Genomic DNA, 14,604 nt, shown 5'->3' on the forward strand with positions numbered 1-14,604 from the left:
GTGAGTAGCGCAGTCCGGTAGCGCAACTGGTTTGGGACCAGTGGGTCGGAGGTTCGAATCCTCTCTCACCGACCAGAATTATAAAAAGCCTGTCATTAAGACAGGCTTTTTGCTATTTATCCTCTCCGTGCTTTATCTTCCCGCTTTTTATTTTTTCTCTATTTTTATTTCTTCTCTATTTTCCATAGTTCGTGATTGTTAATTGTTTGGCCAATTGAAATAGCACCGACAGGCTGCTAATGTGAGCAATACGTTGCATACATTCACTAATCAAGAACCACTCAAGAATAAATGATGAAAAAAACACTGATTGCACTGAGTCTGTCACTCGCATCCTGTTTATCGCTGGCTTCTGTTTCCGCCCATGCCCAAGAGTTACCGACACTGGGCTCGTTGCAGCAGGATTCTGCCGCCAGCCAAGCCTTTACCGTGATGCAAGGCAAACACACTCTGCCTGCGTGGGTCAAAAAAGGCAGCACCGATTCACCAACACAAACAGTACGCCTTGATGGCAAAGAATATTGGGTATTCAGCGCCTGCAAACCGCATGACTGTGCGGCTGAACAACTGGCGATGCTGTACTCACCGCAAAGCCATACCATGGCCGGTGTGCTGTCACGCAGCAATGAAGACAGCACCGCACAACAGCTGACCTGGCTGAATGTCAGCGATGATTTATCCATTGATGGTAAAACGGTGCTGTTCGCTGCGCTCAGTGGCAGTTTAGCCAATCACCCAGACAGCTTTAACTACCAATAAGTTTTGCCATCTACATTTTAGTGCTCAAGCTTAATTATCATGGTTAGGCCGCAAAGATCGGCGGCCTTAACCATCGACCGATTCTTCAATGCCTTCACGAATGTCTTCGCGCGTAAAGTAATGCCAGCAATTGCGCCCCACACTCTTGCTCTTATACAGCGCTTGATCAGCTTGCTCGAACAATACTGCCGCCGGTTGCGGGCCATTTGCTACGCCCATACTCAAGGTTACGCGACAGCTATTTTCCCGCCAACGTAATGCGCGGATCACCGTCTGGAGTTGCTCTAATACCGAAGTCAGTGCGCGCCCTTGCAGTGGCAGTATGGCCGCAAACTCATCACCGCCGATGCGGTACACATGCGCCACGCCCAGCTCTTCGGCCAGCACGCCAGAGACGCGGCGTAGCACCACATCACCAAAAGCATGCCCCCAGGTATCGTTAATCAGCTTAAAGCGATCGACATCAATCAAGACCAGTACAAAGTGGGTGTTATGCTGCACGGCCAGCGCCATATCTTCATCAAAAGCGCGGCGATTAAAAATTTTCGTCAATGGATCAAGACGTAAACTTAAATGATAGGTTTTATAATGCTCTTTAAGTACCGAAATACTTCTATCCACAAACCATGCATTGTGCGCTTCTTTATCTAACTGTGACGTTTGATTTTCTGATAACAGCGTGAACTCTTGCTCCACTAACCCTAACTCTTGGCGAAATATTTTAAGTAATGCACGCAATCCTAATGCAGAAAGCAATACAATTAAGGAGATAGGAATGACCAACATGACAAACTCGTGCATAAATGCCTGCCGAAAATTATCCACCGGCACATAGATACCAATTTCCCAGGGCACATAAGAGAGTGGTTGGCGTAAAAAAACACCCTGTTTTAAGCCTTGTAAAGAGGAGTAGGTATTTTCTGCGGTTGGCAGCACCTTGGGCATCAAGCGCGGATTGATCACTGAAATAATATCGCGTGTATTTTCAGAGCCGTCATGGCGAACAAACAAAGTAATCGAATCATCGGCAACCATACGAGACAACAGCTTATCAATCGAGCTAAGTGGCATATCTACCATTAATGCGCCTAAGGTATTGCCTGAATCAGATGTGATGGCTTTACCGAGCGTCAGCACCCGAGTCGCCCCACTCGCTTCAACGTAAGGCCCAATCCACTGCGGTAAATAAGTATGCTGTTCAATCAATTGATACCACGGACGTATGGTCGCATCATAATGCTCAGGTTGAACCCATAAGGGGTATGCATCAACACAGCCACTCATTGCGTTGTAGAAAAAGATATGATGATCTTCTTCTAATTTTATTTTATGTACGATTGGCCAAACATCGGTAAAGACCTGCCCGCCAGCAGCGATTTCCTGCTTATTCAGACGAGATTCTAATGCTTGGAGTTGATTTTCACTCCCGCGCACATGCTCATATAAATAAGAGTTCCCTAATGTGAATAATAAGTGTTTATACCCATTAACTTGGCGTTCTGAGTAAGCGTGGAAGTTTATAATGGCAATCGCAAACGAGATAATCAGCGTGATGAAAACAAGAATAATCATTACCTTGAATAGCAGGTAATATTTTTTCCTCGTCCGAATCGTGCTCTCAGCATGTGCAACCGTATTCATTCCTTGTTTCGGCATCACAATCCTGCTTATTATTTCATCCTTGACTAGCAAGTATTGCATGAAAAAAAAAGCCATCCTATTGAAAGGATGGCTAACGGTTTCATTCTTGACCTGGGTCAAAAATCACCCACTACAAAAGATACCACATGATAGAACTCAGTATATTTCTCTATAAATACAGAACAGACTTACAGAGAAATACTGACGAGTCATAGCGAAAACCTGAAAACGCCCTCTCGCCATAGCGAAACAAATTTATCTTTTAGTTAAGCACCTCCGGATATTTCAGCATGTCTTTCTCAATACCGCTGATGATGCGATTCATCATCGCGACGGCTTCTACAGGGTAAGCACCACTGGCTGACTCCGCCGACAGCATTAATGCACTGCTACCATCCAGTACGGCGTTCGCCACATCCAAAATCTCTGCTCGCGTCGGAACCGGACTATGAATCATTGACTCCAGCATTTGCGTAGCCGTGATTGCAGGACAATTCATTGCTGATGCCAAATGCAAAATTCGCTTTTGCGCCGCCGGTAAGCGCGCTTCGCCAATTTCAACCGCCAAATCACCGCGCGCCACCATCACCCCATCAGCCTCATTGATCATGGCAATGATGTTGGCATCGGTATCCACCACTTCGGCGCGCTCTATTTTGGCAATAATTTGCGCTTTTGAGCCGGCTTGCGCCGTTAAGCATTTAGCCTCAATAAGATCGGCCGGCGATTTAGGAAAAGAGACAGCTATGAAATCAGCCGCAATCTCAGTGGCGACGCGCAAATCTTGCCGATCCTTTTCCGTCAGTGCTGGAGCCGATAAGCCCCCGCCCAACAAATTTATTCCCTTACGATCTTTTAAAATCCCGCCTTGAATCACGGTAGTCAATGCGTGGTCATCGGCAATCGCCTCGACCTGCAATTGAATCTTGCCATCATCTAGCATTAAACGATCGCCGCAGGCGATATCCTGTAATAATTCAGGATAATCCAACGCAACACCGTGATGATCGCCCATCACCTGTGGATCGGCATGCAGCGTAAACGACTCACCATTACAAATAACCGCTTCACCAGCGGCAAAATTGCGGATCCGAATTTTAGGCCCCTGCAAATCGGCCAGAATTTTTACTTCTTGCCCTAAGTTCGCCGCAGCCACACGCACTAATGCCGCAGTTTTCTGATGTTGTTCTTGAGTGCCGTGAGAAAAATTCAGTCGAAATACATTCGCACCCGCCATAATAAGATCTGAAATCTTTTCCAATGAATTGGATGCGGGGCCTAAGGTGGCAATAATCTTTGTCTTGCGCATAAGCTAAACCTTACTGAGAAATAAGCGGCCACTGTTACCTTGACCGCTTATTTCATTACGTTTATTTCACGTTGTTGATGTGGCAGGTATTAATAATCAACGACTTTTTTGGCATTCCATACGGTCATGGCCAAAATAACGGACGTCACGGCTGCGCCAAGCCAGAAATATTTCACGGTAGAAAAATCATACATGGTCACGCCATTCACTTCAGAGGTTTTAATCAGTGCCGCAGATACCAGCTCTTGCGCTGATGCCGCTACATAAGAGCACAAACCGATGAAGCCTTTTACCGCACCAACCGCTGTTTTTGGCATCAGGTCGCAAGCCGTCAGACCCGCCAAGAACACCACCAAACCGCCAATCGCGTAACCAATCAGGCCCAGCGCAATTGCATCCATCACGCGGCTTTGTGGGCCCCAGAACATCAAGCACATACCACCTACGTTAGCCAAACCGTACAGCAGTGTTGGAATATGACGATTAGAGTGGAACAGTTTGTCGGAGATCACACCGGCTAAGATAGCCCCGAAGAAACCGGCAATTGGGTAGGATGACATGGCAAAGCCAGCATCAATCAGGCTGTAGCCTTTTTGCGATTGCAGATACAGTACGGCCCAAGAGCTCATCGCATAACGCGAGACATACATCGCCGCACAAGCAGCAGCAATTAACCATACGGTAGGCTGCTTAATAGCAAACAGCTGTGCCTTGCGGATCTCTTGTGGGTTAACCGCTTTTTTGATTTCGCTCTCTTCCCCGAACGCTTCAGCTGGGGTTGGCAGACCATAAGTTTGTGGACGGTCTTTCAACACGAAGAACATGCAGATAGCGGCTGCCAGTGTTGCCAAACCCGCGCCGATAAAACCCGCACGCCAGCCAAAGTAGCTCACGACAGATGCAGTCAGAACCCAGGTGATCCCTTCGCCCAAGTTACGTGAGCCACCCCAAACGGAGTAAACGGAACCACGTTGTTTTGGTGAGAACCATTGGAAAATAGACACACATGACGGTGCCGAACCCACAGATTGGAACCAACCATTCAGCGCCCACAAGCCAACAAAGAAGAAGGTGGCGGTGTTCATCCCCATCAAAATACAGGTGATGGCGGATAACAACAGGGAAAATGACATGAAACGCCCGATATTGGCGTAATCAGACAAAAATCCGTTTGAGAATTTACCGATCGCATAAGTCAGCAAGAAACCGGAACCAATTACACCGAGCTCATCAACGGTAACAATACCCGCATCCAGCATCGGTTTTTTCACCACGTTTAAGCTCATGCGTGTTACATAGAACATGGCATAGCCAAACACCAAGCCGAGAAAAACTTGCCATTGATATTTACGGTAGATCTTTTTGATTTGCTCGGATGATGCTTCGATCACCGGCTTATCAGCTCTGGTCTTAAAAAAATCAAACATTTCATTCATCCCATTGTAATGAAAGTAACTAATGGGCTTCATAACGTATTAATCATGATCATCTCGCCACTCCAGGATTGGCATAGCTGGCGAACTAACGAGATAGCGGTGTTCCAGAGAGCGGGTTATGAAGCTGGGAGCAAAGTAAAATGAATGAGAAAACGAGACAAAATCAGCAATTTGAGTCGTGATTGACTCAAATGTCATTTGTGGTGTGTCAGTTTTGGGAATAGCGATGCTGTGTTGTGTCAAATTTGCGTCGTATAATACAAACCAGCGTACCAATTTATCTCAACTTGTTTTTATCTTTACGTGTTTAATTTTTTATTCACTTACAAAACTTTGAAGTCATCCACAGAATGTACAGAGCAATAATTATAATTCGTCTGTTTGTTGGCATGCTATTTACGGCCATTTATCCAGCGTCAGCCAACGCCAAAGAGCAATCACTGGCGATAATTACATCATTCTCAGAGGAAATTTCATCCGAACTGCTGGATGATTATCGACAGTATCGCCCTAGCGCAAATATCGATATTATTTATCGAAAAACGGAGTCCGTTCTTCGTTTGTTAAATGATGGTCGGGTACAACCGGATGTTGTGCTTTCTTCGTCACCCTTTTTGTTTAATGCATTACAAAAAAATAACGGAATGCTAGACAGCACTCTATCTTTTATTCCGTTCGCCTATTCAGAAACCGTGTTTATCTATAATCAAGAATATCTCAAAAAGCTCAATATTACGCCACCAGACACATGGCAGGCGCTGGCAAAACCGGAATTTCATAGCCATATCACCATGAGCTCGCCCTCACGCTCTGGCACAACGCACATTATGGTCGAAAGTATCTTACAACAATACGGCTGGGATGCGGGGTGGCAATTATTGTTAGAAATCGGCGGTAATTTACGCGGCGTGTCAGCGCGCAGTTTTGGCGTGTCTGAAAGTGTATCCCGTGGCGTTGTCGGTGTTGGCCCCGTCATTGATAGCTACGCACTCAAGCAACAAGATAAACTGAAATACATCACTTATCGTCCGATCCGCAAAGGGCCGATCATTCCGGTTTATTATGGCATCATCCACAATAGTGCGAATAAAGCAGCGACACACGATTTCTTAGCCTATTTGCAACAGCTTTCCACCGATGAAAGCCATGCGATGCGAGCGTTTAAAAAACACGCTATACAAACCAGTGAGCAATCACCCGAAAAACCCTACTCTGTCGATCAGACGTTGATGCTTAAGCGGAGCAATTTGGTCAAATTGCTGTTCGATAAAACGATCGTGGCACATACGCCGATATTGCAACAAGTGTGGGGAGATATTCACCAGAAAGAAAAGCGCCGTCTCACTTCGGCAGAACAACATAAAATTACGCAAGCAAAACAGCTACTTTCTACACCGATTATTACTCAGGCGCAGTCAGAGTCAGCCCATGTGTTACAACTCGCGAACCTGCCTCCTCAATCCCATGAGCGAGTCATGTTCAGCGAATCCCTCGAGAAAAAATTTCGGCTCAATATCGATAAAGCATTAGATATACTGCGTACCATAGAGTAACTGATTATGCTGGCACACTTTCCGTTAGGAAAACGGCTCATGCTGTTTTGCCTATTACAATCATCACTGACTTTTATAACAGGCTGTATCGGCTATTTTGTCTGGTCGTCCTTATCCAATAACATCACGACCACACTAGCTAGTAACATTAGTGCCGTTAATGCACAACATGAAATCGATACGCGAAGCAACCAATTGCTTTTATTGGTAGCAGATATCTCTAACGCTTCCGCAATTACGGATATCATTAGAAAAGAGCATAAAATTAATACCGTAGTCGCTGAGCTTGAGAATCTAACGGATACGCAAGACACTCACCTGCGCGCTATTAATCAGAAAGTCAAAGCCCTGACTTTTGAACAAAGTAAATTGATTAAGCATAAGATTGCGCTGTCTAACCAATTGGTTAAAGCACGTGATTTGATCAATGCCCTCCACTATGACGCGATAGAGGAAGCGAGGCCGTTACTGCAAGAAATTAGTTGGAATATCAACGGGCAAATCCATTACTCGCATACTAAAGAATCGGTTACCACGATGTTGACCGAGCTCTCCTATATGCAACAGCTAGTAATGGATGAGAATGAGCTAACCAACTTACTCAATGAAGTGTCGGCGGATAATCATCATCGTGATGTAAACCAAACATTTTTGTTTATCCAAACCAAAATTGATGACATCAACCGCTCATTGGAAGTGTTGAAAAGCTATCCATCAACGGTCTCTCATCGCCAAATTATCTCTGCCCTCTTGTTACTGGCCAAGTACAACGGAGAATTCCATAGCACCATTAACCAACTTAGAGCAACGGACAGTGAGCTAGCATCCGTTAAGAAGCGATTAAACAGTGCCATTACTGAATACAAAGCGCAAATTGGACAATCACTGCTCACATCCAAACACAAGCTGCAAACGCTTATCGCCACCACCAATGCAACTACTCAACAAGGTAATAAAGTCTTATTCATCATCTTACTGGTGACCACCTCGCTCAGTCTTTTCACTGCGGTGGTATTAATTAAAAAGCACTTTATTAATCGACTCAATGTGTTGAGCAGCAATATCAGTAAGGTCATCAGACAAACCGACTATAACATTGCTAAAATTGATGGCCACGATGAAATCTCAGCACTCAGTAATGAATTACATGCCTTTTGTGCTCAGATGAAAGAGATCCAGCGCCTAGATGCGCTTAATCTTATCAACAATACCCATGCCTGCATCATTACATGCAAAACCAATGGCTTGATTGAGTCGATCAATAGTAAAGCCGCTGAAGTATTAAACTATATCGATGATAGACCAAAAATGATTTGGGAGTTATTCTCGGATAATAACCAGAAAGTAATTCAAGCGTTGTTTGATGATCAATCTGCATCACGCTATCAGCAAGGTCATGAGATCATCATTTCTCATATGCTCGATGCTGCGAGTGCCAATGAAACAGAATATTACTCATTTTACATAAACACTTACCAACAAGGCGCAAAAGATAAATTTATCATTACGCTGACTGACATTACAAAACAAGAGCTTAACCGGAAACGATTACAACGTCTGGTTAACAAGCAAACTGAGAGTTTACGGCGTAAAAATATTGAACTGAGGACAGAAATTCAACAACGTATTCAAATGCAGGATGACCTTATTCAAACCGCCAAAATGGCGGTATTAGGCCAGACCATGACCAGTCTTGCACACGAATTAAATCAGCCACTCTCGGCGATGAATATGTATCTGTATACCAGTCACGCTCAGGCAATTAAATCGGGCGATCAGACATTACAAGCCAGCATTGAAAAAATCAGCGCACTTGCCGAACGCATGCGCAAAATCATCACTAATCTACGCACATTCTCCAAAAAATCGCCACAAGCTACCACATTGACCGTTTGTGATGTCAATACGCTGGTACAAGACTCATTAGCCTTGGTTGAATCACGCGCGAAAAAGGAACAATGCTCGTTATACAATCATATTCCCAGCGAAACCCTGTGGCCGCTGAATCAAACGCATTTCGAGCAAATATTGATCAACCTCTATGTTAATGCGTTAGATGCAATGGCGGGTTCAACAAAGCCGGTTATTCACGTGGATCTGCTCGATTATAATAAAGGTAATTTTACGCTATCAGTTTCAGACAGTGGTAACGGATTTGCGCCCGATATTGTTGAAAAGTTATTCACGCCATTTATCAGTACTAAAGAGGTAGGATTAGGCCTTGGGCTATCTATCTCCCGCTCTCTGGCCAAAGGCTTACACGGCGACATCTATTTAGCATCGGCATTAAATAAAGGTGCCATGATTATTTTGGAGTTTAATCATGACTAATATTTCACTACAAGATATCACTATCGTTATTATCGATGATGACAGTGATGTATTAGAATCCTACCGACATTTACTTAGCCTATCTGGCTATAAAGTGAAATGTTTTTCATCTCCGCACCGCGCCTTAGAATTTATAACCGCTGACTTTGCCGGCCTCATCCTCTGTGATATCTACATGCCAGAAATGAATGGTATGGATGTGTTGCTTAAGTGCATGGAGATTGATCCTGAGCTGCCGGTCGTGATGATCACCGGGCATGGCGATATTCCTTTGGCTGTCAACGCGATGACCAAAGGTGCTAGCGATTTTATTGAAAAACCGATAAACCCGCCGCTGTTATTGGAAAAAATCAAAACCATCAGCCAACAGCGTGTTGCACGTTTAAATCGTAAATATGAAATTAAGAAATCACTCAAAAAATCATTGCTCGGCAATAGCCCACAGATTAATCTCATCCGAGAGCAAGTATCCCTGTTCTCGCAAATGGACAAAGACATTTTAATCGCCGGCGAACCGGGCACCGGGAAAAATACAGTCGCTGAACTGTTGCTCGAGTTAAGTTCACGGCATGAACACCCGCAGCTGATTTTCAATGCTGTTATTCATGATGACTTTGAACAATTCAAAATGCAAATCAAGCAATGTGCCTATGGTTCATGCCTGATTATCAGCCCTGAGCAGCTCTCGTTACCGCATCAACAATGGCTTACGATGTTTCTGTTGGAAAATGATCGCGCCGAGGTTAAAAAGCTGCGCTTTATCTTCATTATTCAACATGATGCAGACAGTTTATTACAGCAAGGGGCTTTGCTGCCTGAACTGTATTATTTTCTATCGCAGTTTCGCATTACGCTACCCGCGCTACGCAATCGCAAGCGAGATATCAGAACATTATTTATCCATTTTGTAAAAAGATCCTGCCTTCGCTTAGGCAAAGAAACACCTGAATTTATCGATGAATATATCTATAAACTCGAAGAACATACTTGGCACAACAATATCCGAGAGTTAAAGCATGTTGCCGAGCTTTATGCCATTGGTATGGTGGATACCCTCAGTAAGCAGGCAGATAAATCGGTCGCGCCAGTCAGTGGCGATCTGGATGAAATGCTAAATGACTACGAACGCAAACTCTTAGAAGATGCGTTGTTTATCTTTTCCGGCAAGATCACTGAAACCGCCAACCATCTCGGTATTCCACGCAAAAAGCTGTATTTGAAAATGAAAAAGCACAATCTAGACAAAAATGCGTTTAAAGCCAGATAGTTAAACCGGTTTTGTTGTCGTTTTCATCGGCTAGCATTTTACTTCGCTCGAGCGTTAAAACGATACACTACGACACATTCACTTAAGTACCGTCACCTCCAGCAATCAATGCCCATGCTAGGGTATGGCAAAGAGTTAGCGTGATGCCGATATCGGGTCACGCCTAACTCGCATTTCGAGGAGGTCTATTTGCTGCGAACTTTATTCTCATCACCGGTATCCGTGACCGAAACCGTGTTGGCCAGAGCGACACATGCCACGCAAAGTAAGCCGCATCCGGTCGCAACCTTCACGTTAGAGCATTTATCTGGCCTTCCTGCTGCAGATTTCAGTACACCAGAGCGATTATTGATTTGGGCAGATGATGGTGACTTTGTTCTCGAGGTTAATCAGCAAAAGATCCTGTGCCGCAAGGGCGATGCACTATTACTCAATAGCGGCCGTCATTGTCGTTTACTGCCTTACCATGCACCACTGACACCCAATATGCACAGTTTAGGGCTTAGCGCTGAATGGATTGGTTCATTTAATCTAAACTACAACGCGTTAGCGCAGCGCCAAAGACACGCGCGTCTGCATGCTGCCGGTTGCCAAGATGTGTGCAGCTTACCTAACTTGTTGCAACAAGCGGTGCCGGACTTCGTCTTAGGTCAATTGCTCGCTCCCGCGCAGAACTCGGTAACCTATATCGCAGAGCATACCGTAGAACATCCTACTGAAGGGCAAGAAGAAATTAGTGAGCAATTCCAAGCACAAACGCTAGTGCACTTACTTCTCAACGCCTTGGTAAACCACAATCCCCAAGTGATCAGTATTCTGTGCGACCATGTAGGACAACCCTTGGCCAGCCAAGTGCGCGCATTAGTGATGGCCGATCTGAGCCGCAGTTGGAGTATCCCTGAACTTGCACAAGCCTGTCATATGTCAGAAGCGACCTTACGGCGCAAAGCCACGCAAGAGGTTGGCTCGTTAGTTAACTTTATCCATGAAATCAAAATGCTAGAAGCGCTACGCCTTTTACGGCAAAGCGCGCTGCCGATCACCGAGATCGCCGGTAACTTAGGTTATGGCTCTGCGGCCTATTTTTCCTCTCTCTTCCACCAACGTTTTGCTATGTGCCCGAGAGAGCTGCGCAAACAGCCACAATCGATGGAATAACCGATAAAGGCGAGACAGCATCATCGCGGTTGGTGTGCGAACGTATTAACATTCATATTGCTAACACAAAAGGGCGCGAATTCATCCCGCGCCCTTGCCGATGATTGACTAAAGTGAAGCTAAATGTTTTCAGTGCTATTCGCCCCCTCACGCAAGTCCAAGCAATGTTACGCCTTAGTGTTATTCCCCGCGGTATTCCACTCTGGGCGGCGCAAGGCGTACAAAATGAACGGTACAGACACAAAGCCAATGGCGCCGACGATCAAAATCCCGACATACAAGGCCGCGCTACCGACCACAATTTGAGACGGCGGCATAAAACTCAGGATAAAAGCCACACCGGTGGCACAAAATCCGGCACCACCGACTAACCACATCCCCGCTTTTCCCCCCGGAATTTGGTACGGACGCACCACCTCCGGCGCGCGGTAACGCAGTGCGATCGCCGCAGCAAACAGCAAGATGTACATCAACAGATATAACAGCCCCGACAACTGCCCTAAAATCTGAAACGCCGCCTGCACGGATGGCAAACAGACCAGCACTATCGACAGCACGCTGACAATCGCCCCTTGTAGCAACAAAATATTGCGCTGCACCCCATGACGATTAACCTGCTGCATCCAACGCGGTAGCATCCCTTCGCGACCTACCACCAGCAAACCGCTGGACGGGCCTGCCACAATCACAGTCACTTGACCGAGCACCCCGATGGCCAACATCGCCGCCAAAATTTGACCTAACCACGGACACCCCATCGCGCTGAAAATCAGGTCATAGGTATGCAGTAACCCTTGCACCAGATTCATGTCGTTATGCGGCAATACGGCGCTAATGGTCAGCGTCCCCAAAATCAGTACTACCACGGTGACGACCGCCGTAATGGCAATCGACAATGGATAATTACGCGATGGCTGCTCCAACTGACGCACGTGAACCGCATTGATCTCCATCCCTGAGTAATAGAGAAAAATACTGGCCGCCAATACCCAAGTTTGCCACTGCATATGCTGCGGCAACAGCCCATCCCACGACCACGCCAGATGCACCGGATGACCACTGGCAACATACCAAATCCCGCAGACCAGCAAAATCAACGCCGGGATCAGCGTCCCGATTAAGCCCCCCAGCGCACTGATCCGCGAGGCCGATTTTACCCCGTGTAGCGTGATAAAGGTCGCCAGCCAGTACACGGCTAATACCACCGCCAGCGTGTAATCTTTACTGGCCGCCAGTTCAGCATTGTGCGCCGGATAATTACCGGTATACGCCAAGGCCACGGCAGCAAAAATCAGCATGGTCGGAAAACAAATGGTGGTCGCCAGCCACTGCAAATAAATCGCTAACAGACCCAACCGCTGACCAAACGCCGCGCCAATCCAGCGAAATACGCCGCCTTCTTGCGGCCAACCAGTCGCCAGTTCGGCGGCCACCAATGACACAGGGATCAGAAAAAACAGCGCTGCAAACAGATAGAAAAATACGGCGCTGAGGCCATATTCCGACTCTGCCGCCAAGCCACGCAAACTGACCACCGTGGTAATATTCATGAGTGCAAAAGTACCGGCGGTCAGGGTGGCCGCTACAGCACCGGTTTTAACGGCACGCATACATGACTCTCCTTCAATTACGCAGAGACGACTTAACCGGTGCAACAGCTCACCGGTTAAGCGCGTAACGTTATTGATCGTCTGACTCAGATTGGCAGTTCCACTGCGGTTTACGGCAGGCATAAATCCAAAGCGGAATGGCAAAGAACACCACGGTACCGATCAACAAAATCAGTACGTAGGACTCTGGATTACCCACTGAGATTTGAGATGGTGGAATAAAGCTCAACACGCAAGCCACGACCGAGCCTAAAAAGCCCATCCCTGCGATGATCCACATCCCCAGATTACCGCCGGGAACGCGATACGGACGCGGTGTATTGGGTTGGGAGTAACGCAGGTAAATGGCGGCAGCAAACATCATGATGTACATGATGAGATACAAGATGCAGGCGAGCTGACCCAAGATCTGATACGCCGACTGCACAGACGGCAGCACCACCAGCAAAATGGAGATCACACTGACAATCAAGCCTTGGAAGAACAGGATATGTGACTGCACACCATTTTTGTTGGTCGCTTGCAAGAACGGTGGCAGATAGCCTTCACGCCCAACTTGCAGCAGACCGGTAGACGGGCCCGCCACAATCGCGGTGATTTGCCCCAGCACACCAAACGCCAACGCAGCCGCCATCAGCTGACCTAGCCACGGCATACCGAAGTGAGCAAACAGTGCGTTGTAGGCCACCAGCAGACTTTGAACCAAGTTAATATTATTTTGCGGGATCAAGGTGGCGATACACAAAGTACCAAACACAAAGATCACCACGGTCACCGCCGCCGCACTGATAATCGCGATCGGGTAATTACGGGAAGGATTCTCGACTTCAACCACGTGTACGGCATTGATCTCCATACCGCCGAAGAACAGGAAAATACTTGCCGCCAGTACCAGATTGTTTAGTTTGCTCAGATCAGGGAAAAAATCACTGGCTGACGCCACAAAGTGCACGGTATTACCACCCAGCACATACAGCACGGTCAGGATCAGCAGCACAGCTGCCGGAATAATGGTCCCAATTAGCCCCCCCAAGGTTGCCAACCGTGATGACGAACGTAGACCGCGCAGTGTCACCAAGGTTGCAATCCAATACACGCCCAAAATAATGCAGATGGTGTACAGGCGATTACTGGCTAATGAGGCATCACTCACCGGATGTGGGCCAATATAGGCCAGTGCCACCCCAGCAAAGATCAATACGGTAGGAAACCAAATGGTGGTCGCGAGCCACTGCAAATAGATAGCCACAAACCCCCAGCGATGGCCAAATGCCTCGCCCACCCAGCGGAACACCCCGCCTTTTTGTGGCCAACCGGTCGCCAGCTCTGCGGCGACTAACGCCACCGGAATTAAGAAAAACACCGCCGCGAACAGATAATAAAACGCCGAGGTGATCCCGTACTCCGCCTCTGCAGGCAGCCCCCGCAAACTGACCACGGTGGTGATGTTCATCACCGCCAAGGCCAGCACACTGATTTTGGCCACCGAGCGTCCGGCGCCAGTTTTGTTCTCAGAAGATGACATAGCAAATCCTCCGAT

Annotated in this window: 10 protein-coding genes; 5 read left to right on the forward strand and 5 right to left on the reverse strand. The window is 46.9% G+C overall.

Annotated features, from left to right (window positions below; all coding sequences use genetic code 11):
* The first annotated feature begins 294 nt into the window (after positions 1–294).
* Entirely contained in the window at positions 295–759 is a 465-nt protein-coding gene (gene ivy / locus L975_RS11295; protein WP_047708718.1) for an Ivy family C-type lysozyme inhibitor, read from the forward strand.
* A gap of 66 nt (positions 760–825) precedes the next feature.
* Here ivy and L975_RS11300 read toward each other — a convergent pair whose 3' ends face one another.
* The 3 genes from L975_RS11300 to L975_RS11310 form a co-directional block, all read right to left on the reverse strand.
* Positions 826–2,415 (reverse strand): sensor domain-containing diguanylate cyclase, encoded by a 1,590-nt coding sequence (locus L975_RS11300; RefSeq protein ID WP_177326639.1) that lies wholly within the window; start codon positions 2,413–2,415, stop codon positions 826–828.
* A 247-nt stretch (positions 2,416–2,662) separates the two neighbouring features.
* On the reverse strand, positions 2,663–3,709 hold the full coding sequence (pyk, locus tag L975_RS11305) for a pyruvate kinase (RefSeq protein WP_010863096.1): 1,047 nt from the start codon (positions 3,707–3,709) through the stop codon (positions 2,663–2,665).
* A gap of 89 nt (positions 3,710–3,798) precedes the next feature.
* Entirely contained in the window at positions 3,799–5,136 is a 1,338-nt protein-coding gene (locus L975_RS11310; RefSeq protein WP_039045061.1) for an MFS transporter, read from the reverse strand.
* Positions 5,137–5,534: 398 nt separating this feature from the next.
* Here L975_RS11310 and L975_RS11315 point away from each other — a divergent pair, with 398 nt between their 5' ends.
* From L975_RS11315 to L975_RS17325, 4 genes are all read left to right on the forward strand, one after another.
* Positions 5,535–6,698, forward strand: a complete 1,164-nt coding sequence (locus tag L975_RS11315; protein ID WP_047708720.1) for an ABC transporter substrate-binding protein — start codon at positions 5,535–5,537, stop codon at positions 6,696–6,698.
* Positions 6,699–6,704: 6 nt separating this feature from the next.
* Positions 6,705–9,029 (forward strand): ATP-binding protein, encoded by a 2,325-nt coding sequence (locus tag L975_RS11320; protein WP_081995681.1) that lies wholly within the window; start codon positions 6,705–6,707, stop codon positions 9,027–9,029.
* Entirely contained in the window at positions 9,022–10,296 is a 1,275-nt protein-coding gene (locus tag L975_RS11325) for a sigma-54 dependent transcriptional regulator (RefSeq protein WP_047708723.1), read from the forward strand. The genes L975_RS11320 and L975_RS11325 overlap by 8 nt, the downstream gene beginning before the upstream one ends.
* Before the next feature lie 189 nt (positions 10,297–10,485).
* Positions 10,486–11,454: an AraC family transcriptional regulator gene (locus tag L975_RS17325; RefSeq protein ID WP_052181429.1), complete on the forward strand. Its 969-nt coding sequence runs from the start codon at positions 10,486–10,488 to the stop codon at positions 11,452–11,454.
* A gap of 167 nt (positions 11,455–11,621) precedes the next feature.
* On the opposite strand, the gene gadC (L975_RS11335) is transcribed toward L975_RS17325, so the two are convergent.
* Together gadC (L975_RS11335) and gadC (L975_RS11340) are read right to left on the reverse strand one after the other, a co-directional pair.
* Entirely contained in the window at positions 11,622–13,064 is a 1,443-nt protein-coding gene (gene gadC, locus L975_RS11335) for a putative glutamine/gamma-aminobutyrate antiporter GadC (protein WP_047708724.1), read from the reverse strand.
* Between the two features lie 70 nt (positions 13,065–13,134).
* A complete protein-coding gene (gene gadC / locus L975_RS11340) occupies positions 13,135–14,589 on the reverse strand; it encodes a putative glutamine/gamma-aminobutyrate antiporter GadC (protein WP_047708726.1) in 1,455 nt (484 codons plus the stop codon).
* Between the last annotated feature and the right edge of the window lie 15 nt (positions 14,590–14,604).

Source organism: Plesiomonas sp. ZOR0011 (assembly GCF_000800945.1).
GTDB classification, from domain to species: Bacteria; Pseudomonadota; Gammaproteobacteria; order Enterobacterales; family CAMTGL01; genus Plesiomonas; species Plesiomonas shigelloides.

Bases quoted from the DNA above. Each gene is read 5' to 3' on its own strand.
- L975_RS11325 (WP_047708723.1), top strand. From the start codon at position 9,022: ATGACTAATATTTCACTACAAGATATCACTATCGTTATTATCGATGAT.
- gadC (WP_047708726.1), bottom strand. From the start codon at position 14,589: ATGTCATCTTCTGAGAACAAAACTGGCGCCGGACGCTCGGTGGCCAAA.
- L975_RS11315 (WP_047708720.1), top strand. From the start codon at position 5,535: ATGCTATTTACGGCCATTTATCCAGCGTCAGCCAACGCCAAAGAGCAA.
- L975_RS11310 (WP_039045061.1), bottom strand. From the start codon at position 5,136: ATGTTTGATTTTTTTAAGACCAGAGCTGATAAGCCGGTGATCGAAGCA.
- ivy (WP_047708718.1), top strand. From the start codon at position 295: ATGAAAAAAACACTGATTGCACTGAGTCTGTCACTCGCATCCTGTTTA.
- L975_RS11320 (WP_081995681.1), top strand. From the start codon at position 6,705: ATGCTGGCACACTTTCCGTTAGGAAAACGGCTCATGCTGTTTTGCCTA.
- gadC (WP_047708724.1), bottom strand. From the start codon at position 13,064: ATGCGTGCCGTTAAAACCGGTGCTGTAGCGGCCACCCTGACCGCCGGT.
- L975_RS11300 (WP_177326639.1), bottom strand. From the start codon at position 2,415: ATGCCGAAACAAGGAATGAATACGGTTGCACATGCTGAGAGCACGATT.
- pyk (WP_010863096.1), bottom strand. From the start codon at position 3,709: ATGCGCAAGACAAAGATTATTGCCACCTTAGGCCCCGCATCCAATTCA.